The sequence below is a fragment of the Actinomyces howellii genome (genome assembly GCF_900637165.1).
Classification (GTDB): Bacteria; Actinomycetota; Actinomycetes; order Actinomycetales; family Actinomycetaceae; genus Actinomyces; species Actinomyces howellii.
The window spans coordinates 340,329-364,733 of sequence record NZ_LR134350.1 but is presented as its reverse complement, the minus strand read 5'-3'; the positions used below and the strand labels follow the sequence as shown (position 1 = coordinate 364,733).

The window sequence follows — 24,405 nt, the reverse complement described above, 5'->3', positions numbered from 1 at the left end:
TCAGGCTTCCTGCGAGACCGGCCTGCCCTCCAGGACGGTGGGACGACCGTGGAGGAAGGTCGCAAGGACCTGGCCCGGCAGCTCCATGCCCTGGTACGGGGTGTTGGTCGAGTGGGTCCACTGGGCTGCGCCGTCGACCGTGCGCCGCACCTGCGGGTCCAGGACCGTGATGTTGGCCGGGGCACCGACCTCGAGGCCCTGGCCCTGGTCCTCGAGCCGACCGATGCGGGCCGGCGCACTCGACATGACCCTGGCCAGGTCGCGCCAGGTCATCGCCCCCGGGTTGACCATCGTCTCGATGAGCACCGGCAGGGCGGTCTCGAGCCCGGTCATCCCGAAGGCGCCCGCCTGCCACTCGCAGTCCTTGTCCTCCACCGGGTGGGGGGCGTGGTCGGTGCCGACGACGTCGATGGTGCCGTCGGCCAGGGCCTCACGCAGGGCCGCGACGTCCTCGGCGGTGCGCAGGGGCGGGTTGACCTTGTAGATCGGCGAGTAGGTCCGGGCCATCTCGTCGGTGAGCAGGAGGTGGTGAGGGGTGACCTCGGCGGTGACGTCGATGCCGCGGGCCTTGGCCCAGCGGATGATCTCGACGCTGCCCGCGGTGGACACGTGGCACACGTGGAGGCGGGAGCCGACGTGCCCGGCCAGCAGGGCGTCACGGGCGATGATCGACTCCTCGGCCACGGCGGGCCAGCCCCGCAGCCCGAGCTCGGCCGACAGGACCCCCTCGTGCATCTGGGAGCCCTCGGTGAGGCGAGGGTCCTGGGAGTGCTGGGCGATGACGCCGTCGAAGGACTTGACGTACTCCAGGGCGCGGCGCATGAGCACCGGGTCGGACACGCACTTCCCGTCGTCGGAGAAGACGCGCACGCGGGCCTCGCTGTGGGCCATCGCGCTCATCTCCGACAGGTGCTTGCCCTCGAGGCCGGCGCTGACGGCGCCGACGGGGTGGACGTCGACCCACCCGGCCTCACGCCCCAGGCGCAGGACCTGCTCGACGACGCCGGCGTTGTCCTGGACCGGTGAGGTGTTGGCCATGGCGAACACGGCGGTGTAGCCGCCCACCGCCGCGGCGCGGGTGCCGGAGTACACGGTCTCTGCCGACTCCCCGCCGGGCTCGCGCAGGTGGGTGTGGATGTCGACGAGGCCGGGCAGGGCGACAAGGCCGGACAGGTCGTGGCGCACGACGTCGGCGGGGGCCGTGGCGGCCGCCTCCGGTCCGGTCGCGGCGATGGCGCCGTCGAGGACGAGGATGTCGGTGGGGTCCTCGCCGTAGGGAAGGACACCGGTGAGGAGGTGGGCGGTCACAGCTGGTTCCCTTCGTCGGCGAGGAGGAGGTAGAGGGCGGCCATGCGCACGGAGACCCCGTTGCCGACCTGCTCGATGATGCGCGAGCGCGGGTCGTCGGCGGCCTCGGCCGTGATCTCCAGGCCGCGGTTCATCGGTCCGGGGTGCATGACGATGGCGTTGTCCGGCATGGCCTCGCGGCGGGCGAGGTTGAGCCCGTAGGCCTGGGCGTACTCGGCGGGGCTGGGGAAGAACCCCCCTCCGGCGGCGCTCATGCGCTCGCGCTGGACCCGGAGCATCATGACCGCGTCGGGGCCGATGGCCTCGATGGAGGCGTCGAGGTCGTAGGAGACCTCGCAGGGCCAGTCCTCCATCCCCACCGGAAGGAGGGTCGGCGGAGCGACGAGGGTGACCTGGGCGCCCAGCGTGTGGAGGAGGTCGACGTTGGAACGGGCGACCCGGGAGTGCAGGATGTCGCCGACGATGATGACCTTGGCACCGCTCAGGTCGCGCCCCTGGGGCGAGGGGCTGCCGTCGGCGGCGCCCTCGGGGGCGTACCAGCGACGCAGCGTCATCGCGTCGAGCAGGGCCTGGGTGGGGTGCTGGTGCGTGCCGTCGCCGGCGTTGAGGACCGGGACGTCGATCCAGCCGGCGTGGGCGAGCAGGTGCGCCGCCCCGCAGGCCGAGTGCCGCATGACCACGGCGTCGGCCCCCATGGCCATGATGGTCTGGGCGGTGTCCTTGAGGGACTCGCCCTTGGACACGCTCGAGCCCTTGGCGGAGAAGTTGATGACGTCGGCGCTCAGGCGCTTGGCCGCCGCCTCGAAGGACAGGCGGGTCCGGGTGGAGTCCTCGAAGAAAAGGTTGACCACCGTCTTGCCGCGCAGCGTCGGCAGCTTCTTGACGGCGTGGCGCTGGGTGGCGGCCATGGCCTCGGCGGTGTCGAGGAAGGCGACCGCCTCGTCGTGGGTCAGGTCCTTGGCGTTGAGCAGGTGCTTCATGACAGGGCCTCCTCGATGGTGACGGCGTCGGCCTGGGCCCCGAGCTCGGTGAGGGAGACGACGACCTTCTCGGTGCGTGAGGTGGGCAGGTTCTTGCCGACGTAGTCGGCCCGGATGGGCAGCTGCCTGTGCCCGCGGTCGACCAGGACGGCCAGCTGGACCGCCTCCGCCCGGCCGATGGAGCCCAGGGCGTCGAGTGCGGCGCGGATGGTGCGTCCCGAGTACAGGACGTCGTCGACCAGGACGACGGTGCGCCCCTCGATGGAGCCACCGGGGACGCGGGTGGGCTGGGGCACCCTGATGGGGTGGCGGCCGAGGTCGTCACGGAACATCGTGATGTCGAGCGTGCCGACCGGGATCGTCACGGTGCCTGAGGACTCACCTCCCTCCTGGACCGCGATGGCCAGGGCCTCGGCGAGGCGCTGGGCGAGGGGGACTCCTCCGGAGGGGATACCGAGGACGATGACGTCGTCAACGCCTCGGTTCCGCTCGATGATCTCATGAGCGATGCGGACGAGGGACCGCTGGATCTCGGCTGCGCCGAGGATCTGCTTCTTCCCGGTGGACAGTGTTTCGGCCACGGTAAGTGGACCTCCTTCCCTGCCTCGCTGGACAGGCTTCAAGGATGTCTTGCAGGCCCCAGCCTAGTCGCGACCGGCCCGTCCGGGTCCAGTGGTGACCACATCGTGGTCACCACTGGACCCGGACGGTCTCAGCGCAGGGTGTCGGCCAGGTCGGCGATCCTGCCCAGGAGCCCGCCGAGGTAGCGCGGGGAGTCGTCTGTGGAGAGCATGCGCGCCAGGGTCATCGCCTCGTCGACGGCGACAGGGGCGTCGACGTCGTCGTTGTAGACGATCTCCCAGGTGGCGACCCGGGCGATGGCGCGGTCGACGGCGGGCATGCGGGCCAGGGTCCAGCCCTGGGCGTAGGTCTCGATGGTCTCGTCGACCTCCTCGAGGTGCTCTGCCACCCCCGCCAGGATCGCGCGGGCGTAGGCGGGGGCCTCGGTGTGGTTGGCGGAGTGGACGGCGCGCTCCACTGCGAGGTCACGCAGCCCGGCAGCGCGGCCGCCCTCGTCGCCGGACCCCGCTCCCCCGGGGTCGAGCATCCCTCGCTGGTCGGCCTCGAAGATGACCTCGACAGCCCGCCTGCGGGCCTTGGTCCGGGCGGTGACGGCGTGCTTGACCGGGCGGGAGGGACCGCCCTCGGCACAGGAGCCGGAGTCGGCGACGTGCTCGGCCATCGGCTGGTCAGTCGGAGACGCGGCTGATGTAGGACCGGCTGCGGGTGTCGACCTTGACCCTGTCACCGGTGTTGAGGAACAGGGGCACCTGGATCTCAGCGCCGGTCTCGAGCGTGGCGGGCTTGGTGCCGGCCGAGGAGCGGTCGCCCTGGAGGCCGGGCTCGGTGTGGGCGACGGTGAGCACGACCGCGGCGGGCAGCTCGATGAACAGCACGGTGTCCTCGTGGAAGGCCACGATGACCTCCTGGCCCTCGAGCATGAGGGAGGCGGCCTCGCCCACGACGTCGGCTCCGACGTAGGTCTGCTCATAGGACTTCACGTCCATGAACACGAAGTCCTCGCCGTCCTTGTAGGAGTACTGCATGTCCCTGCGGTCGACCGTCGCGGTCTCGATCTTGAGCCCCGCGTTGAAGGTCTTGTCGACGGTCTTGCCCGACAGGACGTTCTTGATCTTGGTGCGCACGAAGGCCGGTCCCTTGCCGGGCTTGACGTGCTGGAACTCGACCACCTGCCACAGCTGGCCCTCGAGGTTGAGCACGAGGCCGTTCTTCAGGTCGTTCGTCGTTGCCACGAGTGGTGTCCTCACGGTGCTAGGGGGCGCTGCCCGCGCACCGGGCGCGGGCAGTGGGTGAACCCCCGGAGTCTATCGTGAACGCCGGGAGCGCCTGCCGCGGGCCCCTGCGAGGCCGGTCACTGCCGACAACCTGCGTCGGGGCCCGGGCGTCCGCGTGAGGGGCGGGCCGGTCAGTGGAAGGAGCGGATCTCCTCCTCCAGGCTCCGCGCCCCGCGCAGCCTGGCGATCGTGGCGAAGCGCGCCTCGGCGTAGGGCAGGGAGACCTCCTGGAGGAAGCGGACGATGTCGTGCTCCCCCAGGCGCTCCATGTGGTCGATGAGGCTGCGCACGTCGTCGGGGTGGCGGTTCTGGCTCATCTTCGCCTTGCCCTGGACCCGCTCGATGCCGACCTCGACGGCCACGATGGCACGCGCCATGCGCTCGAGCTTGTCACGGCCCACCGGGGTCAGGACGTCCTCACGCTCCATGCGCTGGGTCAGGGCCTGGGCGACCTCGAGGGAGCGCTGCGGGCTCGGGTCGACGTGCACCGGCCCCCACACGTGGACGGTGACGTAGTCCCAGGTGGGGACGTTGGGAGTCTCCTCGTTCGTGGCGTAGTACGCCGGGGCGACGTAGGCGTCGACGTCGTCGAGGAGGACCATGCCCGGCCCGGTCATCGGCTCGCGGACCTGAGGGTTGTTGCGCACGAGGTGGGTGACCAGCACGTCGCGGGACTCATCGAGGTAGAAGGGCACGAGGGTGGCCAGCGGCCCCTGGTCGTGGACGGTGACGAGGTTGCCGACGCCGGGGGTGACCAGCAGGGCGCGCGTGCGCTCCGCTCCGAGCTCGAAGTGCTGTGGCACGTACATGGTCCCGACCCTAGATGATCGGCCCGCTGCCCCGCGAGAGCCGGTCGTTCACCCGTTGGTGAGGGGACCGCCACGCACCGGCCCGCCGTCGTTCCCACCCCGGTCAGGCCGTGATCACCGCTGTGGGGGACGGTGGGCGGGGCGCGGGACCCGCGCCCTGCCCACCACAGAGAAGGCCGCACCCCATGGCACGACACTCCCTCCACCACCTCCTGGCCGCCGCCTGCGCGGCAGCCGCCGTCACCCTGTCATCGGCTCTCGCCGCACCTGCCGCGCAAGCCACCGTCGCCGGCCCCAGGAACGTCATCGTCCTCATCTCCGACGGCGCCGGCTTCAACCAGTTCGACTCCACCAACTTCTACCGCACCGGTCACGGCGCCTACCAGCTCGTCACCTCCGCCGACGGCACGGTCTCCCCCGACCCGGCCAACACGACCGGCGCCGAGGACTACATGCGCAGCGACTGGAGCCAGGTGGCCATGTCCCACCACTCCCAGACCTCGATCGACGCCGGCCACGCCTACAGCCCCACGAGCGCGTGGGGCGACTTCGAGTGGGTCACCGTCAAGCCGACCGACTCCGCGGCCGCGGGGACGGCGATGTCGACCGGCACCAAGACGTCCAACGGCATGCTCGGGTACGGCCCTGACGGGACGACGCGGCTGACGACGGCCGGCGAGGTGGCCATGGCGTCAGGACGGAAGCTGGGCCTGGTCACCTCCGTCCCGCGCCACCCCGGCGGCCTTCATCGCCCACAACACCGACCGCAACGACTACCAGGGGCTGGCCACCGAGATGCTGTACTCCGGCGCGGAGGTCCTCATGGGCACAGGGCACCCGGGGTACACCGACGACCACGCCCCACGCACCGCCGACTACACGTGGATCGACCCCGGAGACTACTCCTCCCTCATCGGTGGCAAGACCCCCTTGTCCTTCATCGAGGAGCGCTCCCAGTTCGAGGCTCTGGCCGACGCCGGCCTGGCCCCGACCCAGGAGCAGTGCCGCGCGGCCATCGGCACCCGGCCGGTAGCAGGGATCGCGCAGGTCGCCGAGACCCTTCAGGAACGCCGTGCCGGGGGCACGGCCAGCGACATCGAGCTCGGCGTCACCCCGCGCAACGACGTCCCCTCCCTGGCGACGATGACCCGTGGGGCGCTCAACCGGCTCTCGACGGACTCCAACGGGATGTTCCTCATGGTCGAGGGGGGCGCCGTCGACTGGGCAGGGCACTCGAACTTCACGAACCACCTCATCGAGGAGCAGACCGACTTCAACGAGGCCGTCCAGGCGGTTGTCGACTGGGTCGAGACGAGCTCGTCGTGGGAGGAGACCCTCGTCATCGTCACCGCCGACCACGAGACCGGCTACCTCGCCGGTGTCGAGGCCAACCCGAACTGGACGCCGATGGCGGGCCAGGCCGACCGCCTGCCCGAGGTGACCTGGCACTCGGGGAACCACACGAACGCCCTCGTGCCCTTCTACGTGCGGGGCAACGGCGCCGATCTTCTCATCGACGCCGCTGACGAGCACGAACCGGTGCGAGGTCCCTACCTGGACAACGCCGAGATGGGCGCCATCATCCAGGAGATCATGACCGCCAACGCGGTGTCCCAGTCCACCGGCGCCCTGACCGACCCCTGCGCGGGGATCGCCGACCCGGGCGCGCCGACGCCCAGCCCCGTGCCGAGCGACAGCCCGGCCCCGACCACGCCTGCACCCACCCCGAGCCTCGACCCGACCACGCCGCCCTCACCCGCCGACGGGAGCGATCACGGCACGCAGCCGGACCCAGGGCGCAGCGCCGGCACGACCACGCCTTCCGAGGCCGGTGCGCGCACCTCCCGCCCTCGACGGACCGGATCCCCAGCAGCTGGCACCGGCTCGGCCGGACAGCGCTCCGCGCTGGCCCGCACGGGCGGCCCCGCCGTCCTACCGGCTCTCGCGCTCGTGGGCCCGCTTGTCGGGGCGGGGGCTCTGGTGCTGGGTCGTCGTCGCGCGGACCGAGACGCTCAGGGCTGAGTCACCGCCTCGTCACGCGGTCCCGGCGGCGCACGGCCACGAGCACGACCGTCCCGGCCACGAGGCATCCGAGAGCCTGCGCCAGGTGGCCTGCGCTCGCTCCGGCACGGGCCAGCGGGCCACGGTCACCGGGCCGCAACGTGCTCGCCACGGGAAGGGCACCAGGGCGAGCCGAGCCACCCTCCGTCACCGCCAGGACGGGCGCCGTACCCCGTGTCGACCCACTGGTCGACTCAGCGGTCGGCCGCCCGGCCACCCGGACCTCGGCGACGGCCATGACCTCGCCCGTCCCGGAGTCACCCTGCGCCAGCTCGACGCGGACGAACCGTGCACCGACCGCCGTGCCCAGGTCGATGACGGACGGGGCCACCTGGAACGGGGCGACGCTTCCTCGCCCGGCAGGAACCCAGTGCTCGCCGTCGGTCGAGGTCCATGCCGTCCACTCCTGGGCACGATCGAGCCAGTTGTACTGGTACGGCGTGAGCTGGACGGCGGTCACCTCGGACATCACGCCCAGGTCGATGTCCCACGAGGACTGGCCGGGGGCTGCGAAGGTGAACACGTCGTCGACCAGCTCCTGCGCTCCGCGGGGGGACACCACCTGCAGCCCGGACTGAGGGAGGTAGGGATCGGTCCGCCAGTCGATCGTGATCGTCGGGGAGGTCCACGCCACCCACTGCTCCTCGTCGTGGGCGTCCGCCCCGACCGGCAGGACCTGGAGGCGCAGCCGGTAGCTTCCCGACGGGGCCTGCCGCGGGATCGACCGCTCATCCAGGTAGCTTCCGTCCCACACCGAGGTCCGGCCGAAGAAGGGCCCCGTCCAGTTCACGAACACGGGCACCTGCCCGAGCCTGCGGGTCGAGCCGTCGGCTCGGACCTCGAGCAGGTCGACTCGCCCCGATGCGTACGGGACTCGGAGGTCATCACGGATCACCGGGCGGTCGGTGTAGAGGCCGTCAGTGCTCCGTGAGGAGCGGCCGAAGACGTAGGTCGAGGTGTCGACCTCGAGGCCGTCCTCGTTGAGGACCTGGTTCATGGGGCCCAAGACCCCTGCCCGGCTGAGGTCGCCGCCGACTCCGAGGAAGGGGACCCGGACCACCGCACCGGGATCCGCCCCGTCGGTCGGCGTGGCCACGAGCCAGCCTCCGTAGAGACGACCGTCGGCGATCCCCTCGGGGGCGGTGATGACGACCTCGACCTCGGTGACGCCGCTGGCGGGCACGGTCACGGTCGTGCCGTCGGTGGACACCGTCGCGGGCCCGGTCGCGCCGTCCTGGCTCGAGTACACCTCGGCGGGCACGCTCACCGCGTCGGTGTGGTCGAGGGTGTAGGTCACCGGCGTCGAGGAGTGGTTGGCGAGCGTGAGGCTGCGAGTCGCCCCGTGAGGGTGCTCATGCGCCTCACCGAGGTTGAGCACGCTCGGCACAGGTTCGGTCGTCGCCGTGATGGCCCGGTCGACGGCCACCAGCCCCGCTCCCTGGCGGACCACCGCCTCGGGCTCGGTCGCGTCGTTCCCGGCCCCTGCCCGAGGAACCGGCGTCGCGGTCGACCTCAGCCTCCAGGCCACCGCCTCGTAGGCGCCCAGGTCGTCACGCTCAACAAGCTCAGGATGCGCCTGGAGGATGAGGGCCGCCGCCCCCGCGACGTGAGGTGCCGCCATCGACGTTCCCGACTCCAGCCCGCGGGGCCGGCCGTTGTCGATCGGGCGGCTCGACCAGATGTTGCCCCCCGGCGCCACGACGTCGGGCTTGAGCGCGAGCTCGTCGTTGGGACCCGCTGAGGAGAACCAGGACACGAGGCCGGCGCTCGGCGCGTCGACGCCGACCACGCCCTCGGAGAAGGTGACGGTCGTTCCCGTGGTCAGCGAGCCCCGGACCGCTGCCGCGTCCTCGGGCCCGATGCTGATCGCCGGGATCGTCGCGACCGTCTCGTCGACGACGATCCCCGAGGTGGGGTCGTCCACCTCCACGATGAGCACGCTGGCCCCGGCGTCCTGGGCGTGACGGAGCTTGTCGGTGGGGCTGCACCCGCCCCCGGCGACAAGAACCGCTGCTCCGGCCAGGCTCGCGTCGGCCCGGGGCTCGCAGAGCACGGAGGGGTCGGAGGCCTCGTCGGCCCCGTCGACGGCGCGGTCCCCGGCAGCCACGAGCGCGATGGCGACCGAGTCGTCCGGCGTCACCGTCGGGGCAGGCGCCAGGGCGGGCAGGTAGTGGATCTTGCGCCCCGGGTCGGAGGACACGGTGAGGTAGGGGGAGAGCAGGACGGCGTTGTCGACGCTGCCCACCGCGATGACCGAGCGGGCGGCGGCCACTGATCCCGTGCCCCATGTGGCGTCGGATCCGGAGTTGCCCTGGGATGCGACGACGATGATGCCCTGGGAGGCGAGGTTGTCCGCGGCGACGGCCAGCGGGGAGCCCGTCCAGATGCTGAAGTCCGTGCCCAGGGAGAGGTTGACCACGTCCATGCCGTCTGCGCTCGCCCGCTCGAGGGCGGCGATGATCACGTCGTCGGTCGTGCTGCCGGTGCAGCCGAAGACGCGGTAGGAGGCCAGGAGGGCATCGGGTGCCACACCGCGGATCTGCGGGCCCCCGGCGCTCCGCCCCCTGCCGCGATCCCGGCCACGTGCGTTCCGTGGCCGCTGCAGTCGCCGGGGTAGGCGTCGGGCTCGGGCAGGGAGTACTCGTTGAACTCGTCCCCGACGAAGTCGTAGCCGGCCGTCACCTTGGCGTTGGGAAAGCTCGTCGAGCCGTCGCCGGCCGGCGCCTGTGGCTCGGGGGCTCCCGAGCCCCCGAGCTCCTTGAGGTCGTAGTCGATGCCCGAGTCGATGATCCCGATCCTCATCCCGCTGCCGGTGTACCCCAGCGTGGACTGGGCGATGTCGGCGCCGATCATCGCGGTGGAGGACACGGTGCTCAGCCCGGGGCCACCGCCGCCTGCGCCGTCGGTGCCGCCCGTACCGTTGATGCCGCCCTCGTCGTCGTGGGCTCCGATCACCGACACCGGCCTGATCGAGACGACCTCCTCGAGGGCGGCGATCTCCTCAAGGTCCTCAGTGCCCGCCGAGACCGCCGCGCCGTTCCACAGCTCGCCGTACTCGGTGGTCACCTCACCGCCGGCCTCCTCGACGGCCTCGACCAGCTCGGCCTGCTCGGCCTGGACGACTGCCTCGGAGCCGCCGTCGGCCACCGGCGGGGAGGCGAGCTCGACGAGCCACCTGTCCGGGACCGTCTGGCCGCTCAACGCGTCGTGGTCCGCGACGGTGATCGTGGACGCCGCCTCACCGGGCGGCCCGTTCCCGTCCTGGGGCGTGGCGGCGGCCATGGTCCCACCCAGGGAGCCTGTCAGGAGCAGGCACAGGACCGCTGCGAGGACACGACGGGGGCGCGGGGAGCCCATGGGCGCACTCTCCTTGGAGCCGGGGAACGCGGGGAGCGTGTGTCGTCACGACAACACCCATATGTTATCTCCATCACGTTGTGATGGCGAGCACGACACTGGGTGTCGGGAGGTGACCCGAGCAGCTCCTGCCCCGTGGACACGCGTCGGCGCGTGTCTCCGTCCGCACCGCAGGCGGGTCAGCCGATGCGCTCGACGGTCTGGGCCACCTGGGCGTCGGTGGTGTCGACGACGAGGTCGGCGAGCTCACGGCACAGCTGGTCGCGCTCGCGCGCCATGACGACGAAGGCGTGGTGCACGGCTCCCAGGGCCACCGAGCGGGGGGCGTCCATCCCCGTCCGGGTCGCCAGCGTCCTCGGGGTGGCGGTCAGTGCCACGACCTGGGCGCCGGGACCACCCGGGGCGGACAGGGCCCGCCTCACCTCGGCCCGCCCCAGACAGCCCGAGCCCAGGGCGAGCACGGTACCCTCGGCACGGGCGCGGGCGATGAGCTCGACGGCCCTCGCCGCCTCCTGGCACCGGTAGCGGTCCTCGGGGACGGCCACGAGGGCGAGCTCGGGGGTGGTGCCCAGGTCCTGGGCGACGACCTGACCCAGGTCCGCGAAGCCCAGCCCCCGCCGTCGGGCCAGGGCGCTGCCCACGCTCGTGCACCCGGCCCCGGGCGGGCCGATGAGGATCACCCCGGCGCGCCTGGTCGGGCTCATGAGGTCCCGGCGGTGCGTGTCGGAGCGCCCGTGGTGACCGCCTCGTGGGCGGCACGCAGGTCCGTGGCGTCCGGGACGACACCGCGCACCGGCCTGGCCAGGGAGTCGAGCAGGACCATCCGGATGGCGCCGGCACGTACCTTCTTGTCCGAGAGCATCGCGTGGACGAGGTCCTCGAGCCGGCCGGCGCCCTCGGGGAAGGACGTGGGCAGCCCGACCGCCTCGAGGGCCTGGCGGTGCAGCGCGACGGTGTCGTGGTCGAGGCGTCCCATGCGGTTGGCCACGTGCGCGGCGAAGACGCAGCCCACCGCCACGGCCTCGCCGTGGCGCCAGCCGTAGGAGGTCACCTTCTCCACGGCGTGGGCGTAGGTGTGGCCGTAGTTGAGCACCTCGCGCAGTCCCGCCTCGGTGAGGTCCTCGCCGACGACGGCGGCCTTGACACGCGCCGAGCGGGCGACGAGCTCGGCCAGCACCGGGGAGTCCCAGCGCAGGCAGTCGGCGGGGTCCGCCAGGATCCGGTCGAGGATGACAGGATCGGCGATGAACCCGCACTTGACGACCTCACCGAGCCCTGAGCGCAGGTCGTCGACCGGAAGGCTCCGCAGGGCGTCGAGGTCGGCGATGACGGCTGTGGGGGGGTGGAAGGCACCGACGAGGTTCTTGCCCGCGCCCGTGTCGATGCCGGTCTTGCCGCCCACGGCGGCATCGACCATCGCGAGCAGCGTCGTGGGCACCTGGAGGACGGGCACCCCGCGCAGCCAGGTGGCCGCGGCGAAGCCGACCAGGTCCGTCGTGGCGCCGCCGCCGACACCGATGAGCATCCCGTCCCTGCCGAGCCGGAAGTCGCCCAGGGACTCCCACAGCGAGTCCAGGACGTTGGAGCGCTTGGCGCGCTCGCCCCCGGGCACCTCGATGCGGGTGACGCGCAGGCCGCGGGAGGCCAGGACCGCCTCATAGCGCCGAGCGACCGCGCCCAGGGCACGGGGGTGGACGACCGCTATCCCTCCGGCGCCGGCGCCGGGGGCCGAGCGCACGGCCCGGTCGACCTCCTCGTCGAGGCCGTGGCCGATGACGACCTCGTAGGACCGCTGGCCCGACACGTGCACCCGGGTGGTTCCCTCGGCGTCGGGGACGAAGGCAGGTCCCTGGGGCACGCGGGCCACGGGGGCGTGCTGGGCCGAGGCCATGGCCAGGGCCTTGGCGGTGCGTCCCGGACCGGTGCCCAGGGCCACCAGGACGAGGGCCGCCACCTGCTCGGGGCTGAGCCCGTCGATGGGGACGGTGTGCGTGGCGACCTCGGCGTACAGCGGGGCGCGCTCGGCGTGGAGGACCTCCATGCGCGCCAGGACGCTGGCGAAGACCTTCTCGTGGGCGGCCTCGGTGGAGTCGGAGTCCGAGCTGGCGCTCACCAGCGGCCGGCCCGCGCCGTCGCCGACGTGCCCGGCGGCGGTAGCCGGGGACGCCTCGAGGTAGATGACGGTGCGGCCTGCCAGCATCGCCCGGTTCTCCGGGCGCAGGATGCCGCCGCCACCGAGGGCGACCACGCCCTGGGCGGCGGCCTCGCCGGTGAGCACCGCCCGGAGCGCACGCGTCTCCCGGGCCCGGAAGCCGGTCTCCCCCTCGGTGTCGAAGATCTGCGGGATGGTCAGTCGGGCACGCCTGCGGATCTCGGCGTCCGTGTCGGTGACGACGACTCCCAGGGCGGTCGCCAAGAGCCTGGCGACCGTGGTCTTGCCCGCTCCGGGCAGTCCGACGAGCACGAGGGGAAGACGCTCGGGATCAAGGGAGACGACGGGGACATGACGGTGGCTCATAGTGGTTCCTTCAACACGGCTGGTGGGGCGGCTCCGACGCTGGAGTCACCACCGGGTGCGCTCTGAGATGCGGGCGAGGTAGCTCGTAAGGTTGCGGCGGGCCTCGGTCAGGCTGTCGCCCCCGGTCTTGTCGAGCAGTGCGTCGGCCAGGACGAGGGCGACCATCGCCTCGGCGATGACGGCGCCCGGCACGACTGCGGTGGTGTCGGAGCGCTGGTGCAGGCCGGTGGCCTCCTCACCCGTGGCCAGATCGACCGTCCGCAGCGCCCGGGGGACTGTCGAGATCGGCTTGTAGGCCGCCCTCACGCGGATCTCGGAGCCGTTGGAGATGCCGCCCTCGATACCGCCTGCGCGGTTGGTGGCGCGCTCCACCCTGCCCTGGCTCAGGGACAGGATCTCGTCGTGGGCCAGGCTCCCCGGCCGCCCGGCCTCGGCGAAGCCGTCACCGATCTCCACGCCCTTGACGGCCTGGATGCCCATGAGCGCGCCCGCCAGACGCGCGTCGAGGCGCCGCTCCGCGCTCACGTGGGAGCCCAGGCCGACCGGCACTCCGGTGGCGATGACCTCAACGACCCCTCCCAGGGTGTCCCCGGCCTTGCGGGCCCTGTCGATCCGCTCGACCATGAGGGCGCTGACCCCAGGATCGGTGCAGCGCACGGGGTCCGCGCTCAGACGCTCCTCGTCGGAGGGGACGGGCCGTGGGGCGTCCTCGGGCAGCGCGACGTCCCCGACGCGCACGACGTGGCTGACCAGGGAGATCCCGCCCAGCTGGTCGAGGAGGGCCGCTGCCACCGCACCGAGGGCGACGCGGGCGGCCGTCTCGCGCGCCGAGGCGCGCTCGAGCACCGGCCGGGCGTCCTCCAGGTCGTACTTGAGCAGCCCGGGCAGGTCGGCATGGCCGGGACGCGGCCGGGTCAGGGGGCGGTTACGAGCGATCTCGCGCTCGTCCCCGGTGCCTGCGTCCACGAGCAGGGCGGCCGGGTCGACGGGGTCGGGGCTCATGACCGTCGACCACTTGGGCCACTCGGTGTTGGCGATCTGCAGGGCGATGGGGCCGCCGATCGTGCGCCCGTGGCGGACGCCCCCGAGCACCTCGAGCTCGTCGCGCTCGAAGGCCTGGCGCGCTCCGCGCCCGTGCCCCAGGCGCCTGCGCGCCAGGGCGGCGCGGATCATGCCGGTCGTCACCTCGACGCCGGCGGGCACGCCCTCCAGCACCGCGACGAGGGCCTTGCCGTGTGACTCACCGGCTGTCGTCCATCGAAGCATGGCGCCGATCATCCCATACGGAGCCGCCCTTGGCAGACCGCTTCAGCGCGCGTCCAGCGCCTCGCGCAGGGCGGCGCGCATCGGCGCCAGACGGGGGGTACGTCCCGTCATGAGACGAACCTGGGGCACCGCCTGGTGCAGGAGCATGAGCCAGCCGGGCGCCACCGCGGCGCCGTGGCGCTCCCAGACGGCCGCCAGAAGCGTGGGCCACGGGTCGTAGACGACGTCGAGCACCGCCGCACCCGGCCTGGGACCGCCCTGGTCGGCCAGGGCGTGGTCGAGCGGAGCGGACAGGTGGTCGGCCAGTCCTGCGGGCAGCGTGGACACGACGAGCTCGCACCGGGCCATCTCGGCCGCCACCCGCGCGTCCGAGCCCGGCTCCCCCGGGCTCCACCCCAGGGCCTCGACCTCCAGGCCCATGCGGTGGGCCGCAGCCAGCGCCCGTCTGGGACCGGCGTGGTTGCGGGCCGCCACGGTGATCGAGGCGGCGCCGAGCTGGGCCAGGGCGGCCAGGGCCGAGCAGGCGGTCGCCCCCGCGCCCAGGACGAGGGCGCGGCGCCCCGGTCTCTGCCACACTGGGCCGCCGGCACCGCGGCCCGCCTCGTGCAGCGCCTCGACGATGCCCACGACGTCGGTGTTGAACCCTGTGAGCAGGCCCCTGTCCCGGCCCGGACGCTGGACGACCACGGTGTTGACCGCCCCGACTGCCTGTGCGAGGGGGTCGACGACGTCGAGCGCCTCGGCGAGGTCCTGCTTGTGGGGCATCGTGACGCTCAGCCCGACCCAGGCGGGCTCACCCGGCTCGGGGGCCGCGGCGACCTGCTCGAGCACTCCGGCCAGGCCCCCGGCCGGAACCTCGAGGATCCCGTAGCCCCAGCCCTCCAGCCCCAGGTCCTCGTAGGCGGCACGGTGGAGGACCGGGGACAGGGAGTGGGACACCGGATGTCCGATGACCGCCGCCCGGCCACCGGGGCCCCGGTCGACGGAGGCGGTCACCGGGTCAGCCCCCCTCTGTGGGCGTGGCCGAGGCGGTCCCGCACACGTCGGGGTTCTTCGTGCAGTACTCGGTCAGGCGCTTGGTGTTCTCCTGCTGCTCGGCGTGGGTCGCCGAGAAGAGGGTCTCCCCGGTCTCCAGGTCGACGGTGACGAAGTAGAGCCAGTCTCCCTCGGTCGGGTTCTGCACCGCGCGGATCGCCTCCTCGCCCGGGCTGCCGATCGGCGTGGGGGGCAGCCCGGCGTGGGCGTAGGTGTTGTACGGGTTGGAGGCGTCGGCGACCTCCTCCTGGGAGGGGATCCCTCCGACCCTGCCCAGCCCGTACAGGACGGTGGAGTCCATCTGGAGGAAGCCCTTGGTCTCCCCGTCGGTGTCGGCCAGGCGGTTGTCGATGACCCGGGCGACCTTGCCGTAGTACTCGGAGGTGGAGACCTCACGCTCGACGATGGAGGCCTTGGTGAGCACCGCCTGGTAGTCGGCCTCGGCGACTCCCGCGGCGCTGAGCCTGCTGATGGTCGTGCGCACCATGGAGGCCACGACGTCGGTGGCCGAGGCGTCCTCGGCGATGTCGTAGGTCGAGGGGGCCAGCCATCCCTCGACGTCTCCCCCGGCGACCTCGGGCAGCCCGATGGCCGCGGTGTCGGCGAAGGCGGCCTCGACCTCGGCGTCGGTGTAGCCGCCCACGTCCATGAGGTGCTCCTTGACCTGCGTCTTGGTGGCCCCCTCGGGCACCGTCAGGGTGTGGTCGTCCTTGGAGGCGGGGTCCAGGAGCATGGCCACGGCGTTGGCCGCGGACATCCTCAGGCGCAGCGTGTAGGTCCCGGACTGGATGTTGGCGGCGTTGGCGTTGGCGGAGTAGGCGTCGGTGAAGGCCTTCTTGGTGGCCACGACCCCCGCGTCGACGAGGATCTGGGCGATGTCCTGGCCGGTGGCTCCCTCGGGGATGGTCACGACGACCTCGCCCTCACCCGCGCCGGTGTAGTCGGACACCTCGGTCTGGGAGCTGCGGGTGGAGCGCACGACGTCGAAGGCCTTGTAGCCGACGACTCCGACGACGGCCAGGGCGGCGATGAGCACGAGGGCGGTCACCCTGCGCCTGCGACGCTTGCGCCGCTTGCGGGCGCGCTCGTCGCTGAACCGGCGACGGCGCGGGGTGCGCCCGCCATCGGCCTGACCGTCCTCGGAGGGCCGGTCCACGCCGATCGCGACGAAGAAGTCGTCCTGGCTCACTGTCTGCCTCTCTGGGTCGGTGGCACGGGTTCGCCCGCGGGGGCGTGGCTGGAGCGCTCCGCCTCGAGGGCCTGCTCCAGTATGACAACTGCGGCGGCCTGGTCCACCACCCGCCGGAAGCCGGTTGACGGCACTCCCGCCTCGTGGAGCTCCCTGCGTGCGGTCACGGTGGTGAGCCTCTCGTCGACAAGGCGGACCGGCACCGGAGCGATGATGCCGGCCAGCCTGAGCGCCCACGCCCGGGCGTCCCGCGTCGAGGACGACGAGCCGCCGCTCATGCGCCTGGGCAGGCCCACGACCACCTCGACGGCATCGTAGTCCTCGACGAGGTCGGCAGCCTGGTCGAGGTCGGCACCGTATCGGTCACGATTCAAGGTCACCAGCGGCACGGCGAGAATCGCCTCGGCGTCGCACCTGGCGACGCCGACGCGCGCCTGTCCCACGTCGAAGGCGAGCCGCACCCCTGGTCTCATGGTCCGCTCAGGACCCGAGCCCGCGCTCGACCGCGGCCAGGGCCTGGCCCACGGCCGTGGGGTCCTGCCCGCCGCCCTGGGCGAGGTCGTCCTTGCCGCCGCCCCCGCCGCCCAGGGCACCCGCCGCGGCGCGCACGAGGGCGCCCGCCCGGGCCCCCTGGTCCCGCGCGCCGGCGTTGGTGGCCACGACGACGAAGGGGCGCCCGCCGGAGACACCGGCCGCGGCGACGACCACCGGCTCGGCCTCCCCCAGGCGGGAGCGCACGTCGAGGACGACCGAGCGCAGCGCGTCGGCCGAGCCGACCTCACCGAGGTCGGCGCTGGCCAGGAGGAATCCGTTGACGCGCTCCGCGGACCGGGCGATCTCGGCGGCCCGTGAGGCCAGTGCCGCCTGCTCGGCGGCGGCGAGCCGCTTCTCGGCCTCCTTGAGGCGAGCCAGGAGGGTCTCGACGCGTCCGGGCAGGTCCTCGGCCCGCCCGCCGAGCATCGCCGAGAGCTGGGAGACGAGGGCGTGCTCCTTGCGCTGGAAGGTGTAGGCGCGGTCGGCCACGAGGGCGTCGATGCGGCGCACTCCCGAGCCGATGGAGCCCTCCGACAGCAGGGCGACGCGTCCGATGTGGCCGGTGGAGGGCACGTGGGTGCCCCCGCACAGCTCGCGGTCGAAGTCCTCCCCGATGGTGACCACGCGCACCTTCTCGCCGTACTTCTCGCCGAACAGGGCGATGGCTCCCGAGGCGCGGGCCTCCTCCAGGGGCATGATCTCGGTGGTGACCGCCATGTCCTGGGCGAGGGCGTCGTTGACGAGCTCCTCGATGTCCTCCATCTGGGTGCCGGTCAGGGCGGCGTTGTGGGTGAAGTCGAAGCGCAGACGTGCCGGGGCGTTCTCTGATCCGGCCTGGGCGGAGTCGGGGGCGACGACGCGTCGCAGACCGGCGTAGACCATGTGGGTGGAGGTGTGGGCCCGGGCGATGGCCAGGCGGCGCACGACGTCGATCTCGGCGTAGGCGCGCTCCCCGACCGCGGCGCTGCCCTCGGTCAGGGTGCCGCGGTGGACGAAGAGTCCCTTGATCGGGGCCTGGACGTCGTGGACCTCGATGACACCGCCCTCGGCGAGGCGGATCGTGCCGTGGTCGGCCAGCTGGCCGCCCATCTCGGCGTAGAAGGGCGTGCGGTCCAGGATGATCTCGATCTCGGCCGGAGCGGTGGCCACGGCCTGCGGGACGCCGTCGACGAGGAGCCCGGTGACCGCGGCCTCGCAGGCCGACTCGGTGTATCCCAGGAACTGCGAGCCGCCGCCCATGGCCTTCTCGACGTCCTGGAAGACGCGCACGTCGGTGTGCCCGGCCTTCTTGGCGCGGGCGTCGGCGCGAGCGCGCTCCTTCTGGGCCTCCATGAGGGAGCGGAAGCCCTCCTCGTCGACCGCCACCCCCTGCTCGGCAGCCATCTCGAGGGTGAGGTCGATGGGGAAGCCGTAGGTGTCGTGCAGGGCGAAGGCCCGGTCCCCCGGCACGACGGCACGGCCCGTGCCGCCTGCGGCAGACCGGGCCTGGGCCACGGCGGTGTCGAGGATCGTGGTCCCGGCCTCGAGGGTGCGGCGGAAGGCCTCCTCCTCGGCGTAGGCGACCTCGGAGATGGTGTGCCAGGAGGCCTCGAGCTCGGGGTAGGAGGCCTTCATGGCGTCCTTGGAGGCGGTGAGCAGCACGGGCAGGGCGGGATCCTGGACGCCCAGGAGGCGCATGGAGCGCACCGCCCGGCGGATGAGCCGACGCAGGACGTAGCCGCGCCCGTCGTTGCCGGGGCGCACGCCGTCGCCGATGAGCATGAGGGCGCTGCGCACGTGGTCGGCCACAACCCGCATGCGCACGTCGTCGAGGTAGGCCTCCCCCGCCTCGGGGCCGGCCGCCCCGGCGCCGTAGCTCCGTCCGCTCATCGACTGCGCGGCGGCGATGACCGGGTAGACCTCGTCGATCTCGTACATGTTGGGCTTGTCCTGCATGAGGAAGGCCAGGCGCTCGAGGCCGGCGCCGGTGTCGATGGCCGTCTTGTCGAGCCTGCCCACGAGCTCGAAGTCGTGGCCCTCTCCCTCGCCGCGCAGGAACTCGTCGAAGACGAGGTTCCAGATCTCGAGGAACCTGTCGCCCTGGAGGTCGACGAGGGGGCCGCCGTCGGGCCCGTAGGCGCTCCCGCGGTCGTAGTGGATCTCGCAGCACGAGCCCGCCGGGCCGGGCTGGCCGGTCGACCAGGAGATGTCCTTGAAGGGCAGGGTCTGGACGTGCTCGGCCGGCACCCCGATCTCACGGGTGAGGTAGTCCCAGGAGACGCGGTCCTCCTCCCAGATCGTCATCCACAGCCTGTCCCCGTCCAGGCCGTAGCCTCCGTCGCTCAGGCTCGAGGTGAGCAGCTCCCAGGCGTAGCCGATCGCCCCCTCCTTGAAGTAGTCACCGAAGGAGAAGTTGCCGTTCATCTGGAAGAACGTGCCGTGCCGGGTGGTCTTGCCGACGTTGTCGATGTCGTTGGTGCGGATGCACTTCTGCACCGAGGCGGCCCGTGGCCACGGCGCGGGCTCGGTACCCAGGATGTAGGGGATGAAGGGGACCATGCCGGCCACGGTGAACAGGATCGAGGGCTCGGGGGAGACCAGGGAGACCGAGGGGCGGATCTCGTGTCCGTTGGCGGCGAAGTACTCCAGCCAGCGGGTGCGGATCTCGGAGGTGCGCATGGTGGTGCCCGTCCTGTTCGTGTCGTGGTCGGCCTCGCCGGGGAACCGGGGCGGAGCCGGGCGGTCAGTGGCTGGGTGGGGCGCGACCGCCCCGCTGATAGCGGGGACGCCCCGGACCGGTTGAGGCGGTGCGGGGCGTCCCAGCGGCTGAGCCGTGGGACTCAGCGGGAGTAGTACTCGACGACCATCTGGACGTCGCAGGTCACCGGCACCTCGTCACGCTTGGGACGACGCACGAGGGTGGCCGAGAGCTTCTCGAGCTCGACCTTGAGGTAGTCCGGCACGGGAGGCAGGACGTCGCGGTGGGTGCCGGCCGCAGCGATCTGGAAGGGCACCATGACCTGCGAGCGCGGACGGACCTGGATCGTCTGGCCGGGCTTGACCCGGAAGGAGGGGCGGTCCACGACCTTGCCGTCGACCATGATGTGGCGGTGGACGACGTCCTGGCGGGCCTGGGCGATGGTGCGGGCGAAGCCGGAGCGCAGGACGAGAGCGTCCAGGCGCATCTCGAGCAGCTCGACAAGGGACTCACCGGTCAGGCCCTTCTCGCGACGGGCCTCCTCGAAGACCCGCTGGAGCTGGGCCTCGCGGATGCCGTACTGGGCACGCAGGCGCTGCTTCTCCTTGAGGCGCACGGCGTAGTCGGACTCGGCGCGACGGCGGGCACGGCCGTGCTCTCCGGGACCGTAGGGGCGCTTCTCGAAGTAGCGCACGGCCTTGGGGGTCAGCGGGATGCCCAGGGCGCGCGAGAGGCGCACCTGGCGGCGGGAGCGGGACGAGCTCATGGCTGGCTCCTTCTTTCCTGTCGGAGTGGTTCTCGCACGCGGCGTGCGGGTGCGCGCCGCGCGGGGTCAGCCTCGTGTCGGGCCAGGACCCCAGGAGCGCCGTCCCGTGCCCCTGGACAGACAGCGGGCTCGTGACGGCAGCCTGGACACATTAGCGCGCTCGCCGGTGGCCGCGCACGCCCGCCGGGGCCGGTGTGAGCCGATCCTCACCCGCCCCTGAGTATGCGGCGCACCGAGGCGGTGCGCCGGGCCAGGCGGTCCTCGAAGCCGTGGGAGGTGGGGCGGTAGTACTCGGCGTCCTCCAGCCCGTCGGGCAGGTAGCGCTGGGCGACGACGCCGTGGGGGAAGTCGTGGGGGTAGAGGTAGCCCTGTCCGTGCCCCAGGCCCTGCGCCCCGGGGTAGTGGGCGTCGCGCAGGTGGGCAGGGACCTGGCCGGCCCTGCCCGCGCGTACGTCGGCCATCGCCTCGCTGATCCCCTGGGTCACGGCGTTGGACTTCGGGGCGGTCGCCACCGCCAGGGCCGCCTGGGCCAGGACGAGCTGGGCCTCGGGCATCCCGATAAGCGCGACGGCCTGCTGCGCGGCCACCGCGGTGGGCAGGACGGTGGGGTCGGCCAGGCCGACGTCCTCGGCAGCGTGGATCGTGATGCGCCGCGCGATGTACCGCGGGTCCTCCCCCGCCGCGATCATCCGGGCGAGGTAGTGGAGGGTGGCGTCGGGGTCCGAACCGCGCATCGACTTGATGAAGGCGCTCACGACGTCGTAGTGCTGGTCCCCGGAGCGGTCGTAGCGCACGGCCGCAACGTCGGCGGCGCGCTCGACGTCGGCCAGGGTGATGGTCGGGGGGCTCCCGTGGCGTCCTGGGTCGGACAGGACCGCCCCGGCGGCGGCCTCGAGGACCGTGAGCGACTTGCGGGCGTCGGAGCCCGCCATGCGCACCACCTGCTCGCAGGCGTCGTCCTCGATGCCCACCCGTCCTGCCAGGCCGCGCTCGTCGCGCAGGGCGCGCTCGACCAGGACCCGGACGTCGTCGTCGCCCAGCGGCCTGAGGGTGAGCAGCAGGGAGCGCGACAGCAGGGGTGAGACGACGGAGAAGGAGGGGTTCTCCGTCGTGGCCGCGATGAGGGTCACCCAGCGGTTCTCGACGCTGGGCAGCAGCGCGTCCTGCTGGGAGCGTGAGAAGCGGTGGACCTCGTCGATGAACAGGACGGTCTCCTGACCGCCCGCCCCCAGGCGCCGTCGGGCGTCGGCGACCACGGCCCGCACGTCCTTGACTCCTGCGGTGACCGCGGACAGCTCAACGAAGCGGCGTCCGGCGCCCCGGGCCACGAGGTAGGCCAGGGTCGTCTTGCCGGTGCCCGGGGGCCCCCACAGGATGACGCTCGACACGCCGGCTCCCCCGAGGCGTGCCTGGTCGGGATCGACCAGGCGGCTCAGCGGCGACCCGGGCGCCAGGAGGTGGTCCTGGCCGACGACCTCCTCAAGGGCGCGCGGGCGCATGCGTACGGCCAGGGGAGCGCCCCGGTCCACCGGCAGGCCGACCTCGTCGGTGCCCGCGCTGTCGAACAGGTCCATGTCCCGACCATAGCCGCCCGCCCAGGAGCGGCCCGACGTCCCCGTCCGTGGCGCCCCGCCGCCGACCCGACGCCGACCCGACGCCGACCCGACGCGCCGGGTCGGCGGCCACCTCGCGGCGGCGTGCTGGACACAGCACGGCCCGGGAGCGGATCGATGGAACAATGACCCCATGCTCGCCTGGCTCTCTCGTCGCGTCATCAAGGACGCGTGGTACGTCGTCGGCACGTGGGCCCTCCTGTCCGTCGTGCTCCTGACTGCCTCGCTGGCGGGGCCGGGCGGCACGAGCCTGTTCGGCAGGAGCGCGGGGGACACGACGACGGTGACCGGTTCCCAGAGCGCCGAGGGGCAGGCCGTGCTCGACACGCTCTCCGGTGACGCCCGGACGGTGACCCTCCTGGTCACCGGCATCGACATCTCCTCGACCTCCACCCAGGAGCGGGTGGCCGAGGCCCTGACCGACGCCCACTCCGACCTGCGCCAGCTCGTGGGCGAGCAGCACGTGCTCGACCCCTTCGTCGTGCCCGGGATGCTCTCCGAGCCGGCGGCGCAGGCCATGGCCTCGGCCGATCTCGACAGCTTCCTCATCATCGTGACGGTCGACCCCAACGGCACGCAGGTGGCCGACGCCGACGACCTCGAGTACGCCGCCGAGGTCGACGCCGCGGTCTCCAAGGTCGAGCAGCGCCTGGCCCAGGTCCCCTCCGAGCTGGTCGAGGTCTCCGCCGAGGTCGACGGCATCGTCTCGGACGAGTCTCTCGAGGACGCCGCGCTGCGCGACCAGGCCCGGGCCGACCTCGCCGCGAGCAGCGCCGTCGCGGTGCCGGCCGTCCTCGTCGTGCTCCTCGTCGTGCTCCTGGGCGTCCTCCTGGCCGGGGCCCCGGCCCTGACCTGCCTCGTGGCGGCCGCCACGAGCCTGGGCGCGCTCCTCGTGCTGTCCCTCGTCGTTCCCCTCCAGGCGCCCGTCGTCTCCGGGCTCGTGGCGGTGGCGACGGCCGCCTCGACGGCTTTCGGGGTGCTCGTGACGACCCGGTACCGTCAGCAGCTTCTCCACCCCCGCCAGGAGGAGGACGACGACGCGGCCGGGCGGCGACGGCGGGCGCGCACCGGACGGCGCGACGTCCACGTCGCGCGCGCGATGAGGCAGACCCTGACCACGGCGGGCAGGACGGTGCTCGTCTCCGGGCTCCTGCTCGTCGCCCCTCTGGCGGGAGCGGCCACGATCGACTCTGAGGTCCTGCGGGCGGTGGGGCTGGGGGGCGTCGTCGTGACCGGGGTGAGCGTGGCCGCCGCCGTGACCCTCGTGCCCGCGGTGCTCGTGCTCCTGGGGCGGCGCCTTGAGCGGCCCTCCGTGGCCCAGCGCCTGCTGCGGCTGCTGCCCGCAGCGGGGCGCGGCGGTCAGGGCACGAGCCCGGTGGCCGTGCTCCTCAGCCAGGTCCGGGGCATGCCGTGGATGGCCCTGGTCGCCTGCGCCGCGGTGCTCGTGGCCCTGGCCTCCCCCGTGCGCCACGCCCACCTCGTGTCCTCGACCACGGACCTGCTGCCGGTCGGATCGGACCAGCGCACCTACGTCACCGTGCTCGAGGAGGACTACCCGTCCCCCGCCCAGCCGGACGCCACGCTCATCATCTCGGCCACCGGGGACAAGGTCGCCTCCTTCATCACCCACCAGGTCTCGGGCATCAAGGGGGTCACGGGTGTGACGCAGCCCTCGGTCGCGGGCGACTACACGGTGGTCTACCTCGACCTGGACGGCAACGGCGCGACCCCCGCTGCCGAGGAGGCCGTCAAGGGGATCCGCGCCCTGGCGGCCCCCGCCGACCTGTGGGTGACGGGGCAGGCAGCCAGCCAGGTCGACCTCAGGGCGGCGGTCATCGCCTCGGCGCCCACGGCTCTCGGGGTCACGGTCGTCCTCACCGTCGTCGTCCTGCTCCTGGCCACGGGATCGGTCCTCCTGCCTCTTCAGGCCATGATCGCCTCCTGCCTGTCACTGGCCGCAGGCCTGGGGGTCACGACGTGGGTGTTCCAGTCGGGGCACCTGGCCGACCGTCTCGGCGTCACGTCGGCAGGGGGGATCGAGACCTACGTCGTCGTCATGGCCGCCGCCGTGGGCTACGGGCTGACGATGCATCTTGAGGCGGTCCACCTCGCGCGCGTCGCCGAGCAGCGTGCCTCGGGGCTTGACGACGCCACCGCCCTGGCCACCGGCCTGAGGCGCTCACGGCGGGCGGTCCTCGGGGCGGCGGGGGTGACGACAGCCGCCTTCGGTGCGCTCATGGTCGGCGAGCTGCTCAGCCTCAAGGAGCTCGGCTTCGCCCTGGCCGTCATCATGGTCGTCGACGCGCTCGTCGTGCGCACGCTGCTCGTCCCGGCCATGATCACCCTGCTGGGAGGCTGGGCCTGGTGGTCCCCGCCGGGGCTGGCGGGGCACCGCTCCGTCCTTAGGGGGTGAGGACCGGGACGCCGCTCGTCGTC

Annotated in this window: 20 protein-coding genes; 2 read left to right on the top strand and 18 right to left on the bottom strand. The window is 72.8% G+C overall.

The genetic code is table 11. The annotated features are described in order from the left end of the window. The 7 genes from EL245_RS01585 to EL245_RS13510 form a co-directional block, all read right to left on the bottom strand. On the bottom strand, positions 1-1,308 hold the full coding sequence (locus EL245_RS01585; RefSeq protein WP_126381460.1) for a dihydroorotase: 1,308 nt from the start codon (positions 1,306-1,308) through the stop codon (positions 1-3). Next, positions 1,305-2,288 (bottom strand): aspartate carbamoyltransferase catalytic subunit, encoded by a 984-nt coding sequence (locus tag EL245_RS01580; RefSeq protein WP_126381458.1) that lies wholly within the window; start codon positions 2,286-2,288, stop codon positions 1,305-1,307. The genes EL245_RS01585 and EL245_RS01580 overlap by 4 nt, the downstream gene beginning before the upstream one ends. Beyond that, on the bottom strand, positions 2,285-2,869 hold the full coding sequence (pyrR, locus tag EL245_RS01575) for a bifunctional pyr operon transcriptional regulator/uracil phosphoribosyltransferase PyrR (protein ID WP_126381456.1): 585 nt from the start codon (positions 2,867-2,869) through the stop codon (positions 2,285-2,287). Before pyrR ends, EL245_RS01580 begins: the two co-directional genes overlap by 4 nt. A 131-nt stretch (positions 2,870-3,000) precedes the next feature. Beyond that, positions 3,001-3,531, bottom strand: a complete 531-nt coding sequence (gene nusB / locus EL245_RS01570) for a transcription antitermination factor NusB (protein WP_126381454.1) — start codon at positions 3,529-3,531, stop codon at positions 3,001-3,003. Positions 3,532-3,538: 7 nt separating this feature from the next. Further along, the gene (gene efp / locus EL245_RS01565; RefSeq protein WP_126381452.1) at positions 3,539-4,102 is read right to left on the bottom strand and encodes an elongation factor P; all 564 of its coding nucleotides are present in this window, start codon (positions 4,100-4,102) and stop codon (positions 3,539-3,541) included. Between the two features lie 173 nt (positions 4,103-4,275). Beyond that, positions 4,276-4,953 carry an FMN-binding negative transcriptional regulator gene (locus EL245_RS01560; protein WP_126381450.1) on the bottom strand — a complete coding sequence of 226 codons (678 nt, stop codon included), beginning with the start codon at positions 4,951-4,953 and terminating at the stop codon, positions 4,276-4,278. A gap of 520 nt (positions 4,954-5,473) precedes the next feature. Beyond that, a complete protein-coding gene (locus EL245_RS13510; protein ID WP_232009825.1) occupies positions 5,474-5,641 on the bottom strand; it encodes a hypothetical protein in 168 nt (55 codons plus the stop codon). A gap of 107 nt (positions 5,642-5,748) precedes the next feature. On the opposite strand from EL245_RS13510, the gene EL245_RS13815 reads away from it, so the two are divergent. Further along, positions 5,749-6,975, top strand: a complete 1,227-nt coding sequence (locus EL245_RS13815) for an alkaline phosphatase (protein WP_126381448.1) — start codon at positions 5,749-5,751, stop codon at positions 6,973-6,975. A gap of 1 nt (position 6,976) precedes the next feature. Here EL245_RS13815 and EL245_RS13810 read toward each other — a convergent pair whose 3' ends face one another. The 11 genes from EL245_RS13810 to EL245_RS01495 all read right to left on the bottom strand — a co-directional run bounded on the left by EL245_RS13810 (position 6,977) and on the right by EL245_RS01495 (position 21,930). After that, positions 6,977-9,544, bottom strand: a complete 2,568-nt coding sequence (locus EL245_RS13810) for a S8 family serine peptidase (protein WP_126381446.1) — start codon at positions 9,542-9,544, stop codon at positions 6,977-6,979. Next, positions 9,475-10,371 carry a S8 family serine peptidase gene (locus EL245_RS13805; protein ID WP_126381444.1) on the bottom strand — a complete coding sequence of 299 codons (897 nt, stop codon included), beginning with the start codon at positions 10,369-10,371 and terminating at the stop codon, positions 9,475-9,477. Before EL245_RS13805 ends, EL245_RS13810 begins: the two co-directional genes overlap by 70 nt. A 179-nt stretch (positions 10,372-10,550) precedes the next feature. Next, complete coding sequence (locus EL245_RS01535) at positions 10,551-11,075, bottom strand: shikimate kinase (RefSeq protein WP_126381442.1); 525 nt, start codon at positions 11,073-11,075, stop codon at positions 10,551-10,553. Beyond that, positions 11,072-12,889, bottom strand: coding sequence for a 3-dehydroquinate synthase (gene aroB, locus EL245_RS01530; RefSeq protein WP_126381440.1), 1,818 nt, complete (start codon positions 12,887-12,889; stop codon positions 11,072-11,074). Before aroB ends, EL245_RS01535 begins: the two co-directional genes overlap by 4 nt. A 45-nt stretch (positions 12,890-12,934) precedes the next feature. Continuing rightward, positions 12,935-14,155 (bottom strand): chorismate synthase, encoded by a 1,221-nt coding sequence (gene aroC, locus EL245_RS01525; protein ID WP_197719430.1) that lies wholly within the window; start codon positions 14,153-14,155, stop codon positions 12,935-12,937. A 42-nt stretch (positions 14,156-14,197) separates the two neighbouring features. Continuing rightward, positions 14,198-15,151, bottom strand: coding sequence for a shikimate dehydrogenase (locus EL245_RS01520; protein ID WP_126381436.1), 954 nt, complete (start codon positions 15,149-15,151; stop codon positions 14,198-14,200). Between the two features lie 4 nt (positions 15,152-15,155). Continuing rightward, positions 15,156-16,379: an endolytic transglycosylase MltG gene (mltG, locus tag EL245_RS01515; protein ID WP_126381434.1), complete on the bottom strand. Its 1,224-nt coding sequence runs from the start codon at positions 16,377-16,379 to the stop codon at positions 15,156-15,158. Next, a complete protein-coding gene (ruvX, locus tag EL245_RS01510) occupies positions 16,376-16,852 on the bottom strand; it encodes a Holliday junction resolvase RuvX (protein WP_126381432.1) in 477 nt (158 codons plus the stop codon). Before ruvX ends, mltG begins: the two co-directional genes overlap by 4 nt. A 7-nt stretch (positions 16,853-16,859) precedes the next feature. Then, positions 16,860-19,571, bottom strand: coding sequence for an alanine--tRNA ligase (gene alaS / locus EL245_RS01505; protein ID WP_126381430.1), 2,712 nt, complete (start codon positions 19,569-19,571; stop codon positions 16,860-16,862). 161 nt (positions 19,572-19,732) lie between these two features. Beyond that, complete coding sequence (gene rpsD / locus EL245_RS01500; protein WP_126381428.1) at positions 19,733-20,356, bottom strand: 30S ribosomal protein S4; 624 nt, start codon at positions 20,354-20,356, stop codon at positions 19,733-19,735. Positions 20,357-20,562: 206 nt separating this feature from the next. Next, entirely contained in the window at positions 20,563-21,930 is a 1,368-nt protein-coding gene (locus EL245_RS01495; protein WP_126381426.1) for a replication-associated recombination protein A, read from the bottom strand. 172 nt (positions 21,931-22,102) lie between these two features. Between EL245_RS01495 and EL245_RS01490 the strand changes: the two genes are divergently transcribed. Then, the gene (locus EL245_RS01490; RefSeq protein WP_126381424.1) at positions 22,103-24,382 is read left to right on the top strand and encodes an MMPL family transporter; all 2,280 of its coding nucleotides are present in this window, start codon (positions 22,103-22,105) and stop codon (positions 24,380-24,382) included. Positions 24,383-24,405 lie beyond the last annotated feature (23 nt).